The 19,336-nt window shown below is 67.7% G+C and carries 16 protein-coding genes; 11 read left to right on the top strand and 5 right to left on the bottom strand.

Going from position 1 to position 19,336, the window contains the following annotated elements; genetic code table 11:
* Positions 1–47: 47 nt before the first annotated feature.
* Positions 48–968 carry a LysR family transcriptional regulator gene (locus tag CFB45_RS28640; protein ID WP_039353976.1) on the top strand — a complete coding sequence of 307 codons (921 nt, stop codon included), beginning with the start codon at positions 48–50 and terminating at the stop codon, positions 966–968.
* A 176-nt stretch (positions 969–1,144) separates the two neighbouring features.
* On the opposite strand, the gene CFB45_RS28635 is transcribed toward CFB45_RS28640, so the two are convergent.
* Positions 1,145–1,975, bottom strand: a complete 831-nt coding sequence (locus tag CFB45_RS28635) for a helix-turn-helix transcriptional regulator (protein WP_089428437.1) — start codon at positions 1,973–1,975, stop codon at positions 1,145–1,147.
* 238 nt (positions 1,976–2,213) lie between these two features.
* Between CFB45_RS28635 and CFB45_RS28630 the strand changes: the two genes are divergently transcribed.
* The 4 genes from CFB45_RS28630 to CFB45_RS28615 all read left to right on the top strand — a co-directional run bounded on the left by CFB45_RS28630 (position 2,214) and on the right by CFB45_RS28615 (position 8,102).
* On the top strand, positions 2,214–3,947 hold the full coding sequence (locus CFB45_RS28630; protein WP_089428436.1) for an amidohydrolase: 1,734 nt from the start codon (positions 2,214–2,216) through the stop codon (positions 3,945–3,947).
* 216 nt (positions 3,948–4,163) lie between these two features.
* Positions 4,164–5,279, top strand: coding sequence for a polyamine ABC transporter substrate-binding protein (locus CFB45_RS28625; RefSeq protein WP_089428435.1), 1,116 nt, complete (start codon positions 4,164–4,166; stop codon positions 5,277–5,279).
* Positions 5,280–5,377: 98 nt separating this feature from the next.
* Complete coding sequence (locus CFB45_RS28620; protein ID WP_089428434.1) at positions 5,378–6,958, top strand: DUF3138 family protein; 1,581 nt, start codon at positions 5,378–5,380, stop codon at positions 6,956–6,958.
* A gap of 67 nt (positions 6,959–7,025) precedes the next feature.
* Complete coding sequence (locus CFB45_RS28615; RefSeq protein WP_089428433.1) at positions 7,026–8,102, top strand: C45 family autoproteolytic acyltransferase/hydolase; 1,077 nt, start codon at positions 7,026–7,028, stop codon at positions 8,100–8,102.
* An 84-nt stretch (positions 8,103–8,186) separates the two neighbouring features.
* On the opposite strand, the gene CFB45_RS28610 is transcribed toward CFB45_RS28615, so the two are convergent.
* The 4 genes from CFB45_RS28610 to CFB45_RS28595 form a co-directional block, all read right to left on the bottom strand.
* A complete protein-coding gene (locus tag CFB45_RS28610) occupies positions 8,187–9,572 on the bottom strand; it encodes an MFS transporter (RefSeq protein ID WP_089428432.1) in 1,386 nt (461 codons plus the stop codon).
* Between the two features lie 182 nt (positions 9,573–9,754).
* A complete protein-coding gene (locus CFB45_RS28605; protein ID WP_089428431.1) occupies positions 9,755–10,612 on the bottom strand; it encodes an XAC2610-related protein in 858 nt (285 codons plus the stop codon).
* A gap of 47 nt (positions 10,613–10,659) precedes the next feature.
* On the bottom strand, positions 10,660–11,028 hold the full coding sequence (locus tag CFB45_RS28600; RefSeq protein WP_089428430.1) for a hypothetical protein: 369 nt from the start codon (positions 11,026–11,028) through the stop codon (positions 10,660–10,662).
* Between the two features lie 31 nt (positions 11,029–11,059).
* The gene (locus CFB45_RS28595) at positions 11,060–11,452 is read right to left on the bottom strand and encodes a winged helix-turn-helix transcriptional regulator (RefSeq protein WP_089428429.1); all 393 of its coding nucleotides are present in this window, start codon (positions 11,450–11,452) and stop codon (positions 11,060–11,062) included.
* 136 nt (positions 11,453–11,588) lie between these two features.
* On the opposite strand from CFB45_RS28595, the gene CFB45_RS28590 reads away from it, so the two are divergent.
* The 6 genes from CFB45_RS28590 to CFB45_RS28565 all read left to right on the top strand — a co-directional run bounded on the left by CFB45_RS28590 (position 11,589) and on the right by CFB45_RS28565 (position 19,189).
* On the top strand, positions 11,589–12,221 hold the full coding sequence (locus CFB45_RS28590) for a glutathione binding-like protein (protein ID WP_089428428.1): 633 nt from the start codon (positions 11,589–11,591) through the stop codon (positions 12,219–12,221).
* Positions 12,222–12,308: 87 nt separating this feature from the next.
* Positions 12,309–12,692: a hypothetical protein gene (locus CFB45_RS28585; RefSeq protein ID WP_089428427.1), complete on the top strand. Its 384-nt coding sequence runs from the start codon at positions 12,309–12,311 to the stop codon at positions 12,690–12,692.
* A gap of 92 nt (positions 12,693–12,784) precedes the next feature.
* The gene (locus CFB45_RS28580; RefSeq protein ID WP_306427043.1) at positions 12,785–14,077 is read left to right on the top strand and encodes a TolC family protein; all 1,293 of its coding nucleotides are present in this window, start codon (positions 12,785–12,787) and stop codon (positions 14,075–14,077) included.
* A gap of 11 nt (positions 14,078–14,088) precedes the next feature.
* The gene (locus tag CFB45_RS28575; protein WP_089428426.1) at positions 14,089–15,618 is read left to right on the top strand and encodes an efflux RND transporter periplasmic adaptor subunit; all 1,530 of its coding nucleotides are present in this window, start codon (positions 14,089–14,091) and stop codon (positions 15,616–15,618) included.
* A complete protein-coding gene (locus tag CFB45_RS28570) occupies positions 15,615–18,821 on the top strand; it encodes an efflux RND transporter permease subunit (RefSeq protein WP_089428425.1) in 3,207 nt (1,068 codons plus the stop codon). The genes CFB45_RS28575 and CFB45_RS28570 overlap by 4 nt, the downstream gene beginning before the upstream one ends.
* Entirely contained in the window at positions 18,818–19,189 is a 372-nt protein-coding gene (locus CFB45_RS28565) for a copper-binding protein (RefSeq protein WP_089428424.1), read from the top strand. The genes CFB45_RS28570 and CFB45_RS28565 overlap by 4 nt, the downstream gene beginning before the upstream one ends.
* Positions 19,190–19,336 lie beyond the last annotated feature (147 nt).

The following is a 19,336-nucleotide window of genomic DNA, read 5'->3' as shown; positions in this document are numbered from 1 at the left end:
TCGTGCCAGCCGGCCGGGTAACGCGCACACGCGCAGCGGCTTGAAGCATGTTCTCGAATACTTCCGATCTCGATCTCCGGCTCATCCGGGTCTTTCTGGCCGTCGTCGACGCACGCGGCATCACGGCCGCCGAGGCGTCGCTCGGCGTGCGGCAGTCGACCATCAGCACGCAGCTGTCGGCGCTCGAAGCGCGCGTCGGCTTCAAGCTGTGCGATCGCGGGCGCGGCGGCTTTCGCCTGACGTCGAAGGGCGAGCGCTTCGCGGCCACCGCGCGCACGCTCGTCGCGGCCACCTCCGAATTCGTCGCACGGGTGCGCGACATCGACCGCAAGCTGGTCGGCACGCTGTCGATCGGCCTGATCGGCCAGGCGCCGCTCGTCGAGAACGCCCGCGTGGCCGATGCGATCGGCGCGTTCCGCAAGCGCGACCAGGCCGTCACGTTCGCGATGAAGGTCGCGTCGCCGCAGGAGCTCGAGGAGAGCCTCGTCAACAACCAGCTCGATCTCGCGATCGGCTATTTCTGGCATCGCGTGCCGGGGCTGCTCTACACGCCGCTGTTCACCGAGCAGCAGGTGATCTACTGCGGGCGCGGGCATCCGCTGTTCCATGCATCGCGGCCCGTGACCGCCGACGACCTGCAGCTTCACGACTGGGTCTGGCGTACCTATCCGGTGCCGGAGGAACAGTATCCGCTGCCCGAGCGGCGCGTGACCGCGAGCGCGGACAGCATCGAGGCCGCGACGATCCTGATCCTGTCGGGCGGCCATCTCGGCTACCTGCCCGCGCATTATGCGGAGCCGTTCGAGCAGCGCGGGCTCGTGAAGGCGGTGGGCCGCACGACGTTCAGCTTCGACGTGCCGCTGCATCTCGCGATGAAGCGCAGCGCGAGCGACAAGCCGATCGTCGACGCGTTCTGCGAGGACCTGCTGCGCGCGTTCAACATCAAGGCGGCCGCGCTGGCCGCTTAGGGCCTGTTCGGGAAAATTCATTCGTGGGGCTGGCCACCAGAAGGGCCGATCGCCGCGTCACGCTCCTCGCGAATACGTCGAGTATTCGCTTCGTCGCAATCCTTGCGCTCGGCCCTTCTGGTGGCCAGCGCAAGCCCGTTATTAGCGTGAACAGGCCCTAAGCCCGCGGCGCGCGTTCAGCAGTCGACCAGCACCCAGTCGAACAGCTCGCGGCGCGTGCGCACGCCGAGCTTCGCGAACGCGCGCTTCACGTACGACTCCGCCGTCGACAGCTTCACATCGAGCTGCTGTGCGGCCTCGGGCACCGAGCGCCCGCACAGCATCAGCCGGCAGATCTCGTGCTCGCGGCGCGACAGCTGCACGTCCTGCCGTTCCAGGCGCGCGTCGAAGCCCGCCTGCGACGCGGTGTTCACCGTCCCCGACGCCACGCGCCGCGCCGCGCAGGTGCGTGCATGCAGCTCGAACATCGGGAACAGCAGGTCGACCATCTGCCGGAAGTGGAACAGCTCGTCCATCGTGAACGCGGGCCGGCCGACGGTGCGCGCCAGTCCGAGTGCGTATTGCAGGTGCGCGTTGCCGTGCACGAGCATGCATTCCTGCTCGATGCCGGGCTCATCGAAGATCCGGCGGCGGAATTCGCCGTGCGCGATGCCTTCCACGTGACGCTGCACCAGCAGCGTGCCGGCCTTGCCGCGCAGCGGCGCGACCAGCGGATCGACCTGGCAGTAGTCCTGGTAATAGACATCCATCACGCGCAGCGTATCGGCTGCGAAGCGCAGGCTGCCGCTGCCGATCCATTCGACGACGAAGCCCGACGTGCTGCCCGTATCCGCGCGCCAGCGTTCGAGGTGGACGGCGTCGGCGTCGATGCTGTCGTTGACGAACTCCGTGATCGCACCGACGAAATCCGGCGTGCCGACCGCGCGCAACGTCGCGCCGAGCGTGTCGGGGCGCACACCGATCAGGTAGTGGCCGCGGGCGGCCGGGTCGGGCTGGAGAAGTCGCATGGTCGGGCGTGGGCGGTCAGGGGACAGCACGACGTTACGCGAACGCCGTGCACGCGTCAGCCGGGAATTCACCGAATCAACCCCACCAATTTCGTGCGTTGTCCCCAAAACGATGACAAGACCGTGCCCGCGGCGGCCGGAATTCGTCCAAGCCCCGGCAGCGGGGGGGCATACCGCCGTGAATCGTCTGCCTATAGTGAAAGCACTTCGAAAACCTGATCAACAGAAAGGACAGGCCATGCAGATGCAACCGACGCGCGCCGCCGTCAACGATTCAACGCCGGCGGATTTCGTTCTGACCAACGCGAAGGTCTACACCGTCGATCCGCACAAGCCGTGGGCACAGGCGGTCGCCGTGCGCGACGGCCGGATCGTCCACGTCGGCGACACGGCGGCCGTGCAGGCGTACGTCGGCGCGGACACGAAGGTCGTCGACGCGGCCGGCCGGCTCGTGTTGCCGGGCTTCGTCGAATCGCACTGGCACTTCGAGACGACCGCGTTCGCGTTCCAGGCGTTCGTGAACTACGAGGATCCGCAGAAGGTGCTCGCCGTGCTGCGTGAGTACGTCGAGTCGCATCCGGACGAGCCGGCGATCACCGGGATGGGCTGGGTGCAGGCGACGATTCCGCCGGCGCTGCTGCGCAAGGAGACGCTCGACGCGATCTGCGCGGATCGCCCCGTGTGCCTGCTGTCGACCGATTTCCATTCGATGTGGGTGAACTCGAAGGCGCTGGAGATCGCCGGTATCGACGCGTCGACGCCGCCCGTGCAGGAAGGCGCGAGCTGGTTCGAGAAGGACGCGGTGACGGGCGAGCCGACCGGCCTGATCGTCGACGGCGCCGCGTATTCGTTGCTGATGCAACGGATCAGCGCGGCCGGCCTGCTGCCGACCGGCATCGACCTGTACCTGAAATCGATCCCGCCGTGGCAGAAGAAGCTGTGCGCGGCCGGCGTGACGACCGTGTTCGACGCGGGCTTCTTCGACGCGAGCGGCGACCAGTCGCTGCTGTACGAGACGCTGCAGACGATGGAGCGCGCGGGCGACCTGAAGCTGCGCGTGGTGGGCAGCGTCGCGGTGATCGGCGAGATCGACGATCCTGTCGGCACGCTCGTCAAATACCGCGAGCAGTACGACTCACCGCTCGTGAAGGCGCGCGCGCTGAAGCTGTTCCTCGACGGCACGGAAGCGAACCACACCGCGTACCTGCTCGAACCGTACGCGGACCGCCCCGACACCTGCGGCGCGCCGACGATGCCGGCCGACACGTTCAACCACTACCTGGTCGAAGCCGATCGCGTGAACGCGAACGTGATGGTCCACTGCGTCGGCGATGCGGCGGTGCGGATGGCGCTCGACGGCTTCGACGCGGTCAACCGCACGAACCCGCCGCGCGACCGCCGCCACGTGATCACGCATGCATTCCTCACGCATCCGGACGACATCCCGCGCTTCCGCCGCGCGGGCGTGATGGCGAACACGCAGCTGCAGTGGGGCGTGGTCGACGCGTACACCGAGCAACTGCGCGACCACTACGGCCACGCGCGCTGGAGCAACATGTACAAGTTCCGCACGTTCCTCGACGAAGGCGTGACGGTGTCGATCGGCATGGACGGCCTCGCGTGCCAGTGCCGCTGCCAGCACAAGCCGCTCGAGCACATCGAGTCGGGCCATACGCGTCAGCTCGCGGGCGAGCCCGATGCGCCGGTGTTCCCGGACATCGCCGAGCGCCTGAGCATTCCGCAACTGATCGCCGCGTACACGATCCACGGCGCGTACCAGCTCGGGATGGAGCACGAGGTCGGCTCGCTCACGCCCGGCAAGCGTGCGGATCTCGTCGTGCTGGAGAACGACCTGTTCGAGGTCGGCCAGTACGACATTGGCCGCATCGACGTCGCGCTGACGATGATGGACGGCCGCGTCACGCACGTGGGCGAGGACTTCGGCGCGCGCACGGGCGTGCAGGCATCCTGAGCGGTTTTCGGTTGGCGTGACGAAGTGACGACGGAAGCTTTCAAATCGCTTCCGTGTTGGGTCGATTGGGGCATCCGCCCGGAACCGGGTGCCCCGATTGTGCGGCGTGTCCCCCTAACGGCAGGGCAGACCGGCCAATTTCCTCTGGCTACATTTTTCCGGACCGAAGCACACACCGTTCATCGCGAGCGGATCATGACATCGACGGAGGAAACCATGGCAGGGGATTGGAGCAAGCATCTGAAAACGGCATGCGCGGCGCTCGCGCTGGGCGGTGCACTGTGGGCCGGCGTGCCGGCGGCGCACGCGGCGGACGTCGTCAACGTGTACAACTGGGGCAACTCGATCGGCAAGGCGACGATCGCGAACTTCGAGAAGGCGACCGGCATCAAGGTGGTCTACCAGGAGTTCGATTCGAACGAGACGCTGCAGGCGAAGCTGCTGTCGGGCACGTCGGGCTATGACGTCGTCGTGCCGTCCGACATCTTCTGGGCGCGGCAGCTGCAGGCCGGCATCTACCGCAAGATCGACAAGAGCCAGGTGCCGAACTACGGGCTGCTCGATCCGGAAATCATGAAGGTGCTCGCGAAGGACGATCCGGGCAACCAGTTCGGCATTCCGTGGACGTGGGGCACCGACGGGCTCGGGATGAACGTCGAGAAGGTGAAGGCCGCGCTCGGCAACGATGCGCCGCTCGACAGCTGGGCGCTGCTGTTCGACCCGAAGTACGCGCAGAAGCTGAAGCACTGCGGCATTTCGGTGCTCGATTCGCCGGTCGATGCGTTCGGGATGGCGTTCGTCTACCTGAAGAAGGATCCGAACACGACGAACCCGGCCGACTACCAGGCCGCATACGAGCTGCTGAAGACGGTGCGGCCGTACATCACGCAGTTCAATTCGAGCAGCTACATCAACGACCTCGCGGGCGGCGACATCTGCCTCGCGCTCGGCTGGTCGGGCGACGTGAACTCCGCGCGGATCGCGGCCGCGTCCGCGAAGAAGCCGTATCACATCAAGTACGTGATCCCGACCGAGGGCAGCGCGATGTGGTTCGACATGATGGCGGTGCCGAAGGATGCGCCGCATCCGGACGCCGCGCTGAAGTTCGTCAATTTCGTGCTGTCGGAGAAGGAGAGCGCGAACCTGACCAACGACACGTCGTACCCGTCGGCCGTGCCGTCGTCGAAGCATCTGGTGCGCGCCGACGTGACGAGCGATCCGGCCGTGTTCCCGCCCGCCGACGTGATCCGCAAGCTGAGCCTCAGCAAGCCGGTTCCGCCTGAGCTGATGCGTCTGCAGAACCGTCTCTGGACGAAGCTGAAGACCGAGTAAGCCGGCCGCCGCTTCTCCCCATTCCCGACCACCTTTCGCGCGCCCCGCCGCTCATCGCGGCGGGCGGGGGCGCGCGCGTCCCGACGATCACCCACACCATGAAAATCACACACATGACGGCGCTGTGCCTGCTGGCGTTCGACGCCGCCGCGGCATTCGCGCACACGCCGCAGGCGACCGACGCGAGCCGGATGAAGGCGCTGCAGGCGCAGGTCACCGCGCTGCAGCAGCAGGTGAACGAGCTGCGCGCGAGCATGCTGGCGGCGAAGCCGGCCGGCGCGGCAACGACCGCCACCGCCGCCTCGGGCGGCGCGAAGATCGGCACGATCAACACGGCGGCGGCTGCTGCACCGGCCGCGGATGCAGCGCCGGCCTTCACGAACGACGACCTGCAGCAAATGCGCGAGCAGATCGCGAACGCGTCGCTGAAGGTCGACTCGCTGCAGGAAGCGGCGACCACCGGCCCGCTCGCGGGCCTGAGCATCACCGGCTACGTCGATCCCGTGTACCTGTTCAACCGCGCGCAGCGCACGTCCGGCTTCCAGTTCCTGAACCACGACCCGGGCGCGTACGACTACTTCAACAGCACGATCGGCGACGTCTACCTCGACATCAAGAAGACCTTCGGCGTCGGCCCGATGGCGCCGGCGGCGGAGGTCGTGATCCAGCCGAACCGCGGCTTCGGCAACGTGTTCAGCAACGCGCACGGCGGCATCGGCAACAACATCGTCACGCAGGCGGTGGTCACCGTGCCGCTCAGCACGACCCACACCTTCGAGATCGGGATGATGCCGAGCCTCGCCGGCTACGAGGTGCAGCCGTCGACGCAGATGCTGACGCTCACGCACGGGCTGCTGTACGACTTCAGCGAGCCGGGCAACCTGATCGGCGTCGGGCTGAAGGGCTCCAACGCGGCGATGATGCGCTTCTGGCAGGTCGTGATCGGCAACGAGGTGCTGCGCACCGCCGGCGCGATCGCGAATGCGGCGAACAACACGACGAAGACCAACTGGACGCCGACGATCACCGCGCGCTTCGACAACGCGACGTCGACCGCCTTCGACTTCGGCCTCTCCGGGATGCTCGGCCGGCAGTCGCTGTTCTCGCCGTGCGCGCAGCCGGGCGGCTACGGCTACCAGTGCAACGGCGCGTCGCCGACCGGCCTCTACAAGTACGTGGAAGCCGACGTGACCTATACGCACGACAAGACGCAGGTCAACGCGCAGGTCGACTACGGCGAGCTGCAGAAGGGCGCATGGAACGGCGGCACCGCGCGCTGGTACGGGATGTCGCTGCTCGGCCATACGAAGTGGACGACGTCGTGGGTCGGCCGCATGGGCGCGACGCTGCGCTTCGACTACCTGAACAACACGTCGAACGGCGGCGGCGGCACCAACACCCAGTACGGGCTCGCGGGCGGCAACCCGTCGGTGAACGGGTCGAGCGGCTTCGGCATCGATCCGGCGTGCTTCCAGGGTTCGTCGACGAACGGCACCGAGTGCAAGGGCGCGCAGCGTTATGCGATCACGGCCGACCTGTTGTTCTATCCGACGCAGCAGATCACCGTGAAGCTCGAATACCGCCACGACGCGGCGAACCATCCGGTGTTCCTGAAGAGCAACGGCACGTACGCGCGCAGCAACGACCTGGCCGGGATGCAGTTCATCTACTCGTTCTGACCGGCCGCACGATGCCTCACGCGCCGGGCCGCGCGGGCCCGGCGCATTCAACCCAGGAGATTTGACCTTGAAGCTGCACACCTTCGTGACCGACATCACCGATCCGCGCGAGCGCGGCCGCCTGATCGGCGAGCGCTTCGCGCCGGAGATCCGCGAGACGGTCGCGCTGTATCTCGCGTTCTTCCCGAAGCTCGGCATCGCGCCGCAGCGCGCACGGGAGATCGGCGAAGCGAGTCTCGCCACGCTCGGCGCGTGGTGCCCGCGCCTTGCCGCCGAAGTCGAGGAGATCGCCGACGGCGTCGACCTGCCGCGCTGGCAGCTCGCGTGCCTGAATGCACGCACCGAGATTCTCGCCACCGCACCCGCATCGGCCGAAGGCGAGTGCTCGACGACCGTCCATGCGCCGGCCGGCCCGCACGCACCGCGCACGCTGCAGACGTGGGACTGGCACGACAGCCTCGCACCGCAGGGGCTGCTGATGCAGATCGCGACGCCGCACGGCCGCACCGTCAAGCTGTTCTCCGAATTCGGGATGCTGGCGAAGCTCGGCGTGAACAGCGCGGGGCTCGGACTGCACTTCAACATCCTGCATCACGCGAGCGACAACGACAGCGCCGGCGTACCCGTGCATGCGATCGCGCGGCGCCTGCTCGAAGACGCGACGACGGTGCAGGAGGCGATCGACATCGCGCGCACCGCACGCGTGAGCGCGTCGACGGTGTTGACCGTGTTTACGCGGCACGACGCGAACCCGCGTGCGGCGAGCATCGAGCTGAGCCCGTCAGGCGTGGGTGTGGTGGTGCCGCGTCCGGACGGCTGGCTGCTGCATACGAACCACTTCCTCGATCGCGCGTTGAGCGGCGGCGAGTGCATGCCCGACAGCTCGACCACGCGCGAGCGCTTCGCGCACCTGAATGACGTCGTGAACGGGATGACGAGTGCCGATGTGCGCGAGCGCGCGGCGGCGATGTGCGGGGCGGCCGGCGACCAGGCCGTCGTGTGTTTCCATCCGGACCTGTCGATGCCCGACACCGAGCGCTGGGAAACGCTGCTGACCGTCGGCATCGACACCGATGCGTGCGCGCTCGACTACGTGGCGGGCAATCCGCACGACCTCGCGCGGGATGGGGCTCTGCGGTTCTGACGTGACGCACGACGCACGATGCACGACGCGCGGTCAGCGGTAGCGGTAAGACCGGGCGGCACGTGCGTGCCGCCCTCGTGACGTTTACGCGTCGATGCGCTCGACCTTGCCAACGAGCAGCCCGTACGACAGGCTGCCGGCGAGCGCCATCGCGGCGATGTAGGTGATCGCCCGCGAGAAGTCGGCGCCGTCCACGAGCAGCCCGATCACGATCGGTGTCGCGATCGCGGACAGGTTGCCGATCAGGTTGAACACGCCGCCCGTGAGGCCGAGCAGCCGCGCGGGCGCGAGCCCCGACACGAGCGACCACGTGATCGACGCGAAGCCGTTGCCGAAGAACGCGATCGTCATGAACGCGATGACCCAGCCGGTCGACGTCACGTAGTTCGCGCCGATGATGCAGGTCGAGATCAGCAGCCCCGAGATGATCGGCAGCTTGCGCGCGAAGCCCTGCGATGCGCCGCGGCGCATCAGCCAGTCCGACAGCACGCCCGAGCACAGCACGCCGACGAACGCGGCGAGGAACGGCAGCGACGCGAGGAAGCCCGATTTAATGAAGTCCATTCCGCGATACTTGACGAGGTAGGTCGGGAACCACGTGAGGAAGAACCACAGCGTCGAGTTCAGCGCGAACTGGCCGAGATAGATGCCCCACAGCTTGCGCCGGCCGAGCACGACACCGAGGTCGCGCCACGTCGACGGCGCGCGTTCGGTGCGTGCCGCGACGCGATCCTCGAGATCGACGAGCCCGCCGCCGTCGCGGATCAGCGCGATCTCGGCCGCGTTGACGCCACGAAACGCGCGCGGCTCGCGATATACCGCATACCAGATCGCGGCCCACACGATGCCCGCGAGGCCGGTTGCGACGAACACCATGTGCCAGCCGAGATGCACCTGCAGCCACGCGAGCACCGGCGTGAGGAACGCGAGGCCGACGAACTGGCCCGACGTGTAGCCGCCGATCGCGCTTGCGCGTTCGCGGGTCGGGAACCAGGTCGTCACCACGCGGTTGTTGATGGGATAGGCAGGCGCTTCGAGCGCACCGACCGCGAGGCGCAGCACGATCAACCCGACGAACGAGCCCGCGAAACCGAGCAGCAGCGTCGCGGCCGACCATAGCGCGAGCGCACCGGCATACAGCACGCGAGGCGATACCTTGTCGACGAGCCAGCCGCCCGGAACCTGCATCAGCGCGTAGGTCCAGCCGAACGCGGAGAACACGAGGCCCGCGCGCACCGGATCGATGTTCAGCTCCTTGAACAGCGCGGGCGCGGCGATCGACAGGTTGCTGCGGTCGAGATAGTTGATCACGACGGTGACGAACAGCAACGCGAGGATCAGCAGCCGCTTGCGGCTCGGTGGCGTGGTGGGTGCCGCGGCCGAACGGGCGGCGGGATCGGATGCGATGCCGGCGCGCGCGGGCGGTTGTTCCGGCGGGTGGGCGTGGGTGCGCGACGCGGAATGGGCCACGGTTGTCTCCTGTGTTCGGTGCCCGGCCGTCGCCCGCGAACGGGGCGGCCGAATCGAATGGCGTTGGGGCGAACGTTAGAGCCGTGGCGGGAAGCACGTCAACATTTGGACAGGCATCCCTATTAATGGGACGTGACGCGCTCAATATGTGGGAATGAGCGGCGATCACGCCGCCGCGTACATCAGTTGGCCGTCGCTTCCTTCGCGCTGACCCAGCCCTGCACCGCGCCCGCTTGCGGGTTGCGATACCGCACCTTCAACCACTGGAAATCGGCGCTCGCGTCGATCAGCTCGACCGTGTCGCCCGCGACGACGTAGCGGCGCGTGGGCGCATCGTTCATCGTATCGTGCAGCGGCAGGCGCGCCGGGCGCACCTTGAACGTGACGGTGCCGCCGCCGTACGCGTCCGGGCGGCGCGATACGCGCTTGCCTTGCGCGTCGTAGGTCAGCAGCATCGACGACGGGCCGGAATCCGCATCGATCAGGTCGCGCAGGTCGTCGGGAATCGCTTCGCTGGACTGGTACAGATACAGCTTGCCGCGCGCATCGTAGCGGTACGCATCGGTGTACCAGATCGGGCCGCCGCGGCAGGAGCTGTACAGCGTGCGTTCCTTCGGCTTCGCGACCACGTTGACCAGGTCGTCGCAGTTGCCATGCCGCATATTGCTCGCCGGCATGCGCAGCGGCTCGAACTGCTGGCGCGCGGCGTCGTACAGGTAGATGCCGTAGTTGTCGTTGACCATGCCGAGCGTCGCGTGCATGGCGAGATCGCGGTGGCCGTCGAAGTTGTAGTCGTCCGACGAGAGGTGATAGTGACCTTCCTCGTCGGCGGCGATCACGTCGAGCGTTTGCGTCTTGCCGCTCGGCAGGAAGCGCACGGTGATGTGCGCGCTGTCCGCGCGTTCGACGCGGGCCGTGACGGTGTCGTCGACCTTGAACGTGAGCAGCGGCTTGGCCGCGTGCGCGGCAGGCGCGAGCGATGCGCACGCGGCGAGCAGCAGCGCGGTCGCGGCAAGACTGGGAAGCGGGAAGCGCGTCATGAGCAGGCGTAAGAGCGAAAGTCGAGGAAGAACCGGCTGGCGACTGCCTAGCCGCGCGTGCTGTCGTCCTGAAAGCCATTCTTGCCGACGAAGATCTCCTTCAGCGCGGCGCGCAGCGTGACCGGGTCGTATTGGCCGGGCGCGAGATGGATCACGTAGCGCGTCTGGCCGTCGAGCCGCGCGGCGAGCGCGGGTTCGATCTCGACGTCGATCGTGTCGTCCGTCAGGCGCACCGACAGATCCTTGACGCGCGCGTTGACCTGGTCGCGCACCATCACTTCGATCAGCGCGTCGTCCGGAAAGCGCGACAGCGCGAAGCAATAGTCCTGCTCGGCGTCGTGACAGTAGATGTTGGCGAAGCTTTCGTCGTCGTCGAGATCGGACGTCGCCGCGCCGATGGTGGCGTGAAGTTCCATGAGTGTGGGTTCCTGCGTATGGGAGTTGGGGTTATCGGGTGGAGTGGTGTGCTGTTTCGATCGCGGCGGCCGCATCGGGCGCGACGCCGATATCGCACGACGCATCGGCATCGCGCGCCTTCAGCCACAGCCCGAATTCGCGCATGACTTCGACGACGGGCCGCAGCCGGTCGCCGTCGGCGGTCAGATCGTACTCGACCCGCACCGGCACTTCCGGATAGACGGTCCGCCGCACGAGCCCGGCGTCTTCGAGCGCGCGCAGGTCGAGCGTCAGCATGCGCTGGGAGATGCCCGGCATGTCGCGCCGCAGGTCGCTGAAGCGTCGCGGCCCGTCGAGCAGATACGACACCAGCAGCAGCCGCCAGCGGCCGCCGAGCAGGCGCATCGCTTCTTCAACGGAACATCCGGTCGCACTCGTTTTCATCGTGGCGAATCCTGGTCGGTAAATTTTTTGTGACTACGGCACAAACGACTGCCGTCTTCTCAGCCCTGCGCCGATGCGAGATATTAGCGCCCGCGTCGCGGCGAATCGATACATGGACAACCTACGAAGGACACGCATGAAGCTCTATCACGCTCCCGGAAGCTGTTCGCAGGCCATCTGCATCGTGCTGCGCGAAGGCGGCATCGACGCGGAAGTCATCAAGGTCGACGCGCGCAAGCATGTCATTGAAGACGGGCGCAATTACTACGATGTGACCGAACTCGGCTACGTGCCGCTGCTCGAGCTCGACGACGGCACGCGACTGCGCGAAGGGCCGGTGATCGCGCAGTATCTCGCGGATCTGTGTCCGCAGGCGGCGCTTGCGCCCGCCTACGGCACGCTCGCGCGCTATCGGCTGTTGGAGTGGCTGAACTTTCTCACGGCGGAAATCCACAAGGGCTTCATTCCGCTGCTGTACGCGGTGCAGGCGGGCAAATACGTCGACCCGGCGAAAACGAAGCTCGACAGCCGCTTTGCCTGGATCGATCGCCAGCTCGACGGCAATACGTTCTTGATGGGCGACTCGTTCACGCTCGCCGATGCATACCTGTTCGCGCTGACCGGCTGGGGCAAGGCGGAATGGCTGCGGTCGGTGTACCACGCGGATATCGACCTGACCCGCTATGCGCATCTGCGTGCGTGGCACGAGCGGGTGCGGGCGCGGCCGGCGGTGCAGGCGGTGCTGGAGGCCGACGGGCTCGCGCGGTAGCAGGCGACGGCGGTCGCGGAGTCGGCACGTCGTTACGCTTCATCGACGCGCCGCCACACAGCAAAACCCCGCGCTATAATCCCCGCCATGAAATTCCTCCGGACGCTCATCCTGCTGCTGCTTTGCGCGGTGCTGCCCATCAGCGGGCTGGCAGCCAGCGGCCTGGCAGGGGAATGTCCGATGATGCAGCAGGGCATGTCGATGTCGATGGACATGGACGCCGGCATGTCCGCCGACATGCCGGGCTGCGATTCGATGCAGTCGTCGTCCGCTGGCAAGGCCCACGCGAAAGCGAAGGGCACGGCCTGCAAGCTGACGGCGCAATGCCAGTTCGGCAGTCTCTATCATCCGGCCGCGCGCGCCGAAGTCAGTCGTCCCGCGGCATTCGTCAGCACCGTCGCGTTCCACTACGCGCAAATCCTCCCGGTCCGCGATCCGAACGGATTGTGGCGCCCTCCACGCATCAGCTGATCCCGATCCGATAGGTTCGCCGCATTCGCGGTGAGGTTCGTCCTGTATCAGGACGTGGAATCCCTATGGGGTTCCGCCGTTGGGGTTCAACCATGTCATTCCATCCCGGCATGCCGCTTGCGCGGTGTGCACGTCGGCGCGCGCCCATGCTTTGGGCGGCGCTGCTGGTGGCGGGCGCCGTTCACGCGCAGCCATCGCCTGTCACGCTGGACGCCGCGCTGCAGTCCGCCACCGATCATTCCGCTTCGATGCAGGCCGCGCAAGCGTCGGTGCGCGCGAGCGCGGAGGCGGCCGTGAAGGCCGGCCAGCTGCCCGACCCGATGCTCAAGGCCGGCATCGACAACCTGCCGGTCAACGGCGGCCAGCGCTTCACCGTCGGCCAGGACTTCATGACGATGCGCCGCATCGGCATCGAGCAGGAGTGGGTGTCCGGCGACAAGCGGCGCCTGCGCTCGGCGCTCGCCAACGAGCAGGTCGGGCGCGAGCGCGCCGGCTATCTCGCGCAGCTCGCGAGCGTGCGCCAGCAAACCGCGACGGCGTGGCTGAACGCCGTCTACGCGAAGCAGGCGCTCGCGCTGCAGCAGGCGCTGCTCGATCACATGAACCATGAGCTTGAAGCGACGAAGGCGTCGTATCGCGGCGCGAAGGCGAGTGCGGCCGATGTCGTCCAGGCGCGGGCCATGCTCGCGCAGACGCAGGATCAATTGCTGAAAGCGCGGCAGGTCTACCAGACCGCGCTCATCGCGCTGTCGCGCTGGACCGCCGTGCCGGTCGACGACGTTGCGGGCGCGCCGCCCGCGCCGGAATCGTTCGTGTCGTCGCTGCCGCCGGACGAGTTGCGGCTGTCGCAGCCGGCGCTGATCACCGCCGCCGACGATATCGCGGTGGCCGAGGCCGATACGGCCGTCGCGAACAGCGAACGCAGCCCGAACTGGACGTGGGAAGTCGCGTACCAGCAGCGTGGCGGCGCGTATTCGAACATGGTGTCCGTCGGCGTGACGATTCCGCTGCCGCTCAATCGCAAGAACCGCCAGAACCGCGACGTCGCCGAAAAGGCCGCGCTCGCGACGAAGGCGCGCCTGATGTACGAGGACACGCTGCGCCAGGTGCAGGCCGATATCCGCACGCAGTCCGCGACGCTCGCGAGCGGTCGTGCGCGCATCGCGAATCTCGGCGACGCATTGCTGCCCGCCGCCGACCAGCGCGTGCAACTGGCGAACGCGGCCTACCGTGCCGGCACAGGTTCGCTCGCCGATACGTTCGCCGCGCGCCGCGCGCAACTGGATGTGCAATTGCAGGTGCTCGATCTCCGGCGCGAGGTGTCGCAGACCTGGGCGCAGCTCGAATACCAGGTCGTGCCGTCGACGCTGGCCGCCGCGCAATAAAGGAGAACGACATGACGAAGCAAACATGGGCCCGCGCGGCCGTGCTGGCGTTCGCCGGTGCCGCGCTGCTCGGCACGGGTTATTTCGTGGGTGCACGCCATGCGGCAAGCGCGGCGACTGACGCCGCCGCGTCGGCCTCGACCGGCAAGCCCGGTTCGACGAGCGGCCGAAAGGTGCTCTACTGGCACGACCCGATGGTGCCGAACCAGCATTTCGACAAACCGGGCAAGTCGCCCTTCATGGACATGCAACTGCAACCCGTCTACGCGGACGAAGGCGGCGGCGCGTCCGGCATCCGGATCGATCCGGGCCTGCAGCAGAACCTCGGCATCCGCTATGCGACCGTGCGCCGGCAACAGACGGCGGCCGGATTCGATGCGGTGGGCACCACGCAGTTCGACGAATCGCGCGCGGACGTCGTCCAGTCGCGCGTGACCGGCTACATCGACCGTCTCCATGCGCGCGCACCGATGCAGCGCATCGCGAAAGGCGCACCGGTCGCATCGCTGTTCGTGCCCGACTGGCTCGCGCCGCAGGAGGAATACCTCGCGCTCAAGCGCGGCGGGATGGACGCCAGCCTGCTCGATGCATCGCGTGCACGGATGCGGGCGCTGTCGATTCCCGACGGCATGATCGCGCGCCTCGATCGCACCGGCCGCGTGCAGACGCATGTCGTGCTGACCGCGCCGGAAACCGGCGTCGTCAGCGAGCTGAACGTGCGGGACGGCGCGATGGTCGCGCCCGGCCAGACGCTCGCGAAGATCGCCGGGCTGTCGACGCTGTGGCTCATCGTCGAGGTGCCGGAAGCGCTTGCGCTGACCGTGCAGCCGGGGATGGCGGTCGATGCGACGTTCGCGGGCGACCCGGCACAGCATTTCACCGGACGAATCCGCGAAGTGCTGCCCGGCATCAGCGCGAGCAGCCGCACGCTGCAGGCGCGCGTGGAGATCGACAACGCGGCGCTGAAGCTCACGCCCGGCATGCTGATGCGCGTGCGGGTCGCCGCACGGCAGACCGTGTCGCGCCTGCTCGTGCCGTCCGAAGCGGTGATCGCGACCGGCAAGCGCTCGATCGTCATCGTGAAGAATCGCGACGGCCGGCTGCAGCCCGTGACGGTGACGGTGGGTAACGACGTCGGCAGCGACACCGAAGTGCTCGGCGGGCTGAACGAAGGCGACACGGTCGTCGCATCGGGGCAGTTCCTGATCGATTCCGAGGCGAGCCTGAAAAGCGTGTTGCCGCGGCTGGAAAGCGGCACCGGCGCGAGCGGGGCAGCGGCGATGCCCGCGTCGACGCCGAAAGCGGCGACACCGGTCTACGAAACCACCGGCAAGGTCGAACAGGTCACGGCCGACGACATCACGTTCTCGCATCAGCCCGTTCCGGCGCTCGGCTGGGGCGCGATGACGATGGCGTTCGGCAAGCCGTCGGCCACCGCGTTCCCGGACGTGAAGCCGGGCCAGACGGTGCGCTTCGCGTTCACGCAGGGCGACGACGGTTACCGGCTGACGAAGGTCGAACCGCAGGGAGGCGAACGATGATCGCGCACGTCATTCGCTGGTCCGTCCACAACCGCTTCCTCGTGCTGCTCGCCACCGTGCTGATTGCCGCATGGGGTGTTCATTCGCTGCGGCAGACGCCGCTCGATGCATTGCCCGACCTGTCGGACACGCAGGTGATCGTGAAGGCGTCATATCCGGGCAAGGCGCCGCAGATCGTCGAGGATCAGGTGACCTATCCATTGACGACCACGCTGCTCGGCGTGCCCGGCGCGAAAACCGTCCGCGCGTATTCGTCGTTCGGCGACGCGTTCGTCTACGTGCTGTTCGACGACCGCACCGATCCGTACTGGGCGCGTTCGCGTGTGCTCGAATACCTGAGCCAGGTGCAGAGCCGGCTGCCTGCCGGCGCGACGGTGTCGCTCGGGCCGGATGCGACCGGTGTCGGCTGGGTGGTCGAGTACGCGCTCGTCGATCGCACCGGCCGTCACGATCTCGGGCAACTGCGCGCGCTCAACGACTGGTTCCTGAAGTTCGAGCTGAAGGCGGTGCCCGATGTGTCGGAAGTCGCGAGCATCGGCGGCATGGTGCAGCAGTACCAGGTCGTGCTCGATCCCGACAAGCTGCGCGCATACGGCATCACGCAGGCGGAAGTCGCGAGCGCACTCGGCAGCGCGAACCAGGCGTCCGGCGGTTCGGTCGTCGAGCTGGCCGAGTCGGAGTACATGGTGCGCTCGACCGGCTACCTGCGCACGCTCGACGATTTCCGGCACGTGGTGCTGCGCACGAACGACGCCGGCACGCCGGTGCTGCTCGGCGACGTCGCGCGCATCCAGGTCGGCCCGGCGATGCGGCGCGGGATCGCGGAGCTGAACGGGCAGGGTGAGGTGACGGGCGGCGTCGTCGTGATGCGCTCGGGCAAGAACGCGCTGACCACGATCGATGCGGTCAAGGCGAAGCTCGCCGACCTGAAGCGTTCGCTGCCGCCCGGCGTCGAGATCGTCACGACCTACGATCGCTCGCAGCTGATCGCGCGCGCGGTGGGCAACCTGAAGCACAAGCTGATCGAGGAGTTCGTGATCGTCGGCATCGTCTGCGCGGTGTTCCTGTTCCACCTGCGCAGCGCGTTCGTCGCGATCCTGTCGCTGCCGCTCGGCGTGCTGGCCGCGTTCATCGTGATGCGCTACCAGGGCGTGAACGCGAACCTGATGTCGCTCGGCGGGATCGCGATCGCGATCGGCGCGATGATCGACGCGGCGATCGTGATGATCGAGAACGCGCACAAGCATCTCGAAGCGTACGACCACGCGCATCCCGGCGAGCCGATCACGGCCGCGCGACGCTGGGAACTCGTCGCGACGTCGGCCGCGGAGGTCGGGCCCGCGCTGTTCTTCTCGCTGCTGATCATCACACTGTCGTTCATCCCGGTGTTTTCGCTGGAAGGGCAGGAGGGCAAGCTGTTCGCGCCGCTCGCGTTCACGAAGACCTACACGATCGCCGCCGCCGCCGGCCTGTCGGTGACGCTGGTGCCGGTGCTGATGGGCTATCTCGTGCGCGGCCGCATTCCGCACGAGCACGCGAACCCGATCAACCGCGTGCTGATTCGCGCGTACCGGCCGCTGCTCGAAGCGACGCTCAGGCGCCCGTGGGTCGCGATCGGCATCGCGGTCGTCGCGCTCGTGCTGACGGCCGTGCCGCTGTCGCGGCTCGGCGGCGAATTCATGCCGCCGCTCGACGAAGGCGACCTGCTGTACATGCCGACCGCGCTGCCCGGCATCTCCGCCGACAAGGCGAGCGAGCTGTTGCAGCAGACCGACCGGCTGATCAAGACCGTGCCCGAGGTCGACACGGTGTTCGGCAAATCGGGCCGCGCCGATACCGCGACCGATCCCGCGCCGCTCGAGATGTTCGAGACGACGATCCGCTTCAAGCCGCGCAGCGCCTGGCGGCCCGGCATGACGCCGGAGAAGCTCGTCGACGAACTCGATCGCACGGTGAAGGTGCCGGGGCTGTCGAACGTGTGGGTGCCGCCGATCCGCAACCGGCTCGACATGCTGTCCACCGGGATCAAGACGCCGGTCGGCGTGAAGATTGCCGGGCCGGACCTGGCCGGGATCGACGCGATCGCGAAGCAGGTCGAGGCCGCCGTGAAGCCCGTGCCGGGCGTGACGTCCGCGCTCGCGGAACGGCTGAACGGCGGCCGCTATATCGACGTCGACATCGACCGGCTCGCGGCCGCGCGCTACGGGCTGTCGGTGGCCGACATCCAGTCGGTCGTGTCGACGGCGGTCGGCGGCGACGATGTCGGCGAAGTGATCGCGGGGCGCGAGCGCTTTCCGATCAACCTCCGCTACCCGCGCGAGGTGCGCGATTCGGTCGAGAACCTGCGGCAGCTTCCGGTCGTCACCGCGCGCGGCGCGCAGATCCGCCTGGGCGACGTCGCACGCATCGCGATCGCCGATGGCCCGCCGATGATCCGCAGCGAGAACGCGCGACTGTCCGGCTACGTGTACGTCGATCTCCGCGGCGTCGACCTGAGCACCGCCGTCCGCACGATGCAGCAGGCCGTCGCGCGGCAGGTCGCGTTGCCGCCCGGCTATTCGATCGCGTGGTCGGGGCAGTTCGAGTATCTCGAACGCGCGGCGGCCAAGCTGCGCACCGTCGTGCCGGTGACGCTCGTGGTGATCTTCGTGCTGCTGTTCCTCACGTTCGGCTCGGCGGCCGATGCGCTGCTGCTGATGTCGACGGTGCCGTTCGCGCTGGTCGGCGGCTTCTGGCTCGTGTGGGCGCTCGGCCACGCGGTGTCGGTCGCGACGTCGGTGGGCTTCATCGCGCTCGCGGGCGTGGCCGCCGAATTCGGCGTCGTGATGCTGCTGTACCTGAAGGGCGCGCTGCAGCGCCGGCTCGACGCCGGCGAACCACTCAACGATGCGCTGCTGCTCGACGCGATCCGCGAAGGCGCGGTGCTGCGCGTGCGGCCCAAGGCGATGACGGTGGCCGTCGTGCTCGCCGGCCTCGTGCCGATCATGGTCGGGCACGGTGCCGGTTCCGAAGTCATGCAGCGCATCGCCGCGCCGATGGTCGGCGGCATGGTCACCGCGCCGCTGCTGTCGATGTTCGTCATTCCCGCCGCCTGGCTCCTGCTGCAGCGCCGTCGTGCGCGAAGCGCGGGCCATGCGCGGCATTCCGAAGCAGTTCCTCACGGCACGAACGTGCCATCCATCCCAACCGGAGAATCCCGATGAAGAAGTTGATTACCGTCACCGTTGCTGCTGCCGCCGTACTTGCTGTCGGCACGCTCGTCACCCCCGCCTTTGCAGCCGGCGACATGGCCGGCATGGACATGTCCGGCATGAAGATGTCGTCGGGCGGCATGGCCGAGTCGAATGCCGCGCTGACCGACGCCGAAGTGAAGAAGGTCGATGCCGCGACCGGCAAGATCACGCTGAAGCACGGCGCACTCGAGAACGTCGGGATGCCACCGATGACGATGGCGTTCAAGGCGAAGGACGCGGCGATGCTCGAGCACGCCCGTGCGGGCGACAAGGTCAAGGTGCGGATCGAGAAGGTCGACGGCACGCTGACGATCGTCAAGCTGGTGAAGGCGTCCTGACCTGAGCGCATGCCGGTGCGTCGCCCGTCCGCGAGGCGGGCGGCTGCACCGGTGCCGTGCGTGTCGGGCCGGAAGCCGCGAGTGCGGCCGGGTTTGTCAGTGCGCGAAGGGCTGGGGAGCGGCCAAGCACGGGATCCGCACCATCAT

The organism is Burkholderia sp. HI2500 (assembly GCF_002223055.1).
Lineage (GTDB): Bacteria > Pseudomonadota > Gammaproteobacteria > Burkholderiales > Burkholderiaceae > Burkholderia.
The sequence above is the reverse complement of the archived record's forward strand: the minus strand, read 5'-3'. Positions and strand labels throughout refer to the sequence as shown.

What these genes read in the sequence shown, in the direction of transcription:
- CFB45_RS28630 (WP_089428436.1), top strand. Translation starts at nt 2,214, where the DNA reads ATGCAGATGCAACCGACGCGCGCCGCCGTCAACGATTCAACGCCGGCG.
- CFB45_RS28625 (WP_089428435.1), top strand. Translation starts at nt 4,164, where the DNA reads ATGGCAGGGGATTGGAGCAAGCATCTGAAAACGGCATGCGCGGCGCTC.
- CFB45_RS28595 (WP_089428429.1), bottom strand. Translation starts at nt 11,452, where the DNA reads ATGAAAACGAGTGCGACCGGATGTTCCGTTGAAGAAGCGATGCGCCTG.
- CFB45_RS28640 (WP_039353976.1), top strand. Translation starts at nt 48, where the DNA reads ATGTTCTCGAATACTTCCGATCTCGATCTCCGGCTCATCCGGGTCTTT.
- CFB45_RS28605 (WP_089428431.1), bottom strand. Translation starts at nt 10,612, where the DNA reads ATGACGCGCTTCCCGCTTCCCAGTCTTGCCGCGACCGCGCTGCTGCTC.
- CFB45_RS28590 (WP_089428428.1), top strand. Translation starts at nt 11,589, where the DNA reads ATGAAGCTCTATCACGCTCCCGGAAGCTGTTCGCAGGCCATCTGCATC.
- CFB45_RS28580 (WP_306427043.1), top strand. Translation starts at nt 12,785, where the DNA reads ATGTCATTCCATCCCGGCATGCCGCTTGCGCGGTGTGCACGTCGGCGC.
- CFB45_RS28620 (WP_089428434.1), top strand. Translation starts at nt 5,378, where the DNA reads ATGAAAATCACACACATGACGGCGCTGTGCCTGCTGGCGTTCGACGCC.
- CFB45_RS28570 (WP_089428425.1), top strand. Translation starts at nt 15,615, where the DNA reads ATGATCGCGCACGTCATTCGCTGGTCCGTCCACAACCGCTTCCTCGTG.
- CFB45_RS28585 (WP_089428427.1), top strand. Translation starts at nt 12,309, where the DNA reads ATGAAATTCCTCCGGACGCTCATCCTGCTGCTGCTTTGCGCGGTGCTG.
- CFB45_RS28565 (WP_089428424.1), top strand. Translation starts at nt 18,818, where the DNA reads ATGAAGAAGTTGATTACCGTCACCGTTGCTGCTGCCGCCGTACTTGCT.
- CFB45_RS28635 (WP_089428437.1), bottom strand. Translation starts at nt 1,975, where the DNA reads ATGCGACTTCTCCAGCCCGACCCGGCCGCCCGCGGCCACTACCTGATC.
- CFB45_RS28600 (WP_089428430.1), bottom strand. Translation starts at nt 11,028, where the DNA reads ATGGAACTTCACGCCACCATCGGCGCGGCGACGTCCGATCTCGACGAC.
- CFB45_RS28575 (WP_089428426.1), top strand. Translation starts at nt 14,089, where the DNA reads ATGACGAAGCAAACATGGGCCCGCGCGGCCGTGCTGGCGTTCGCCGGT.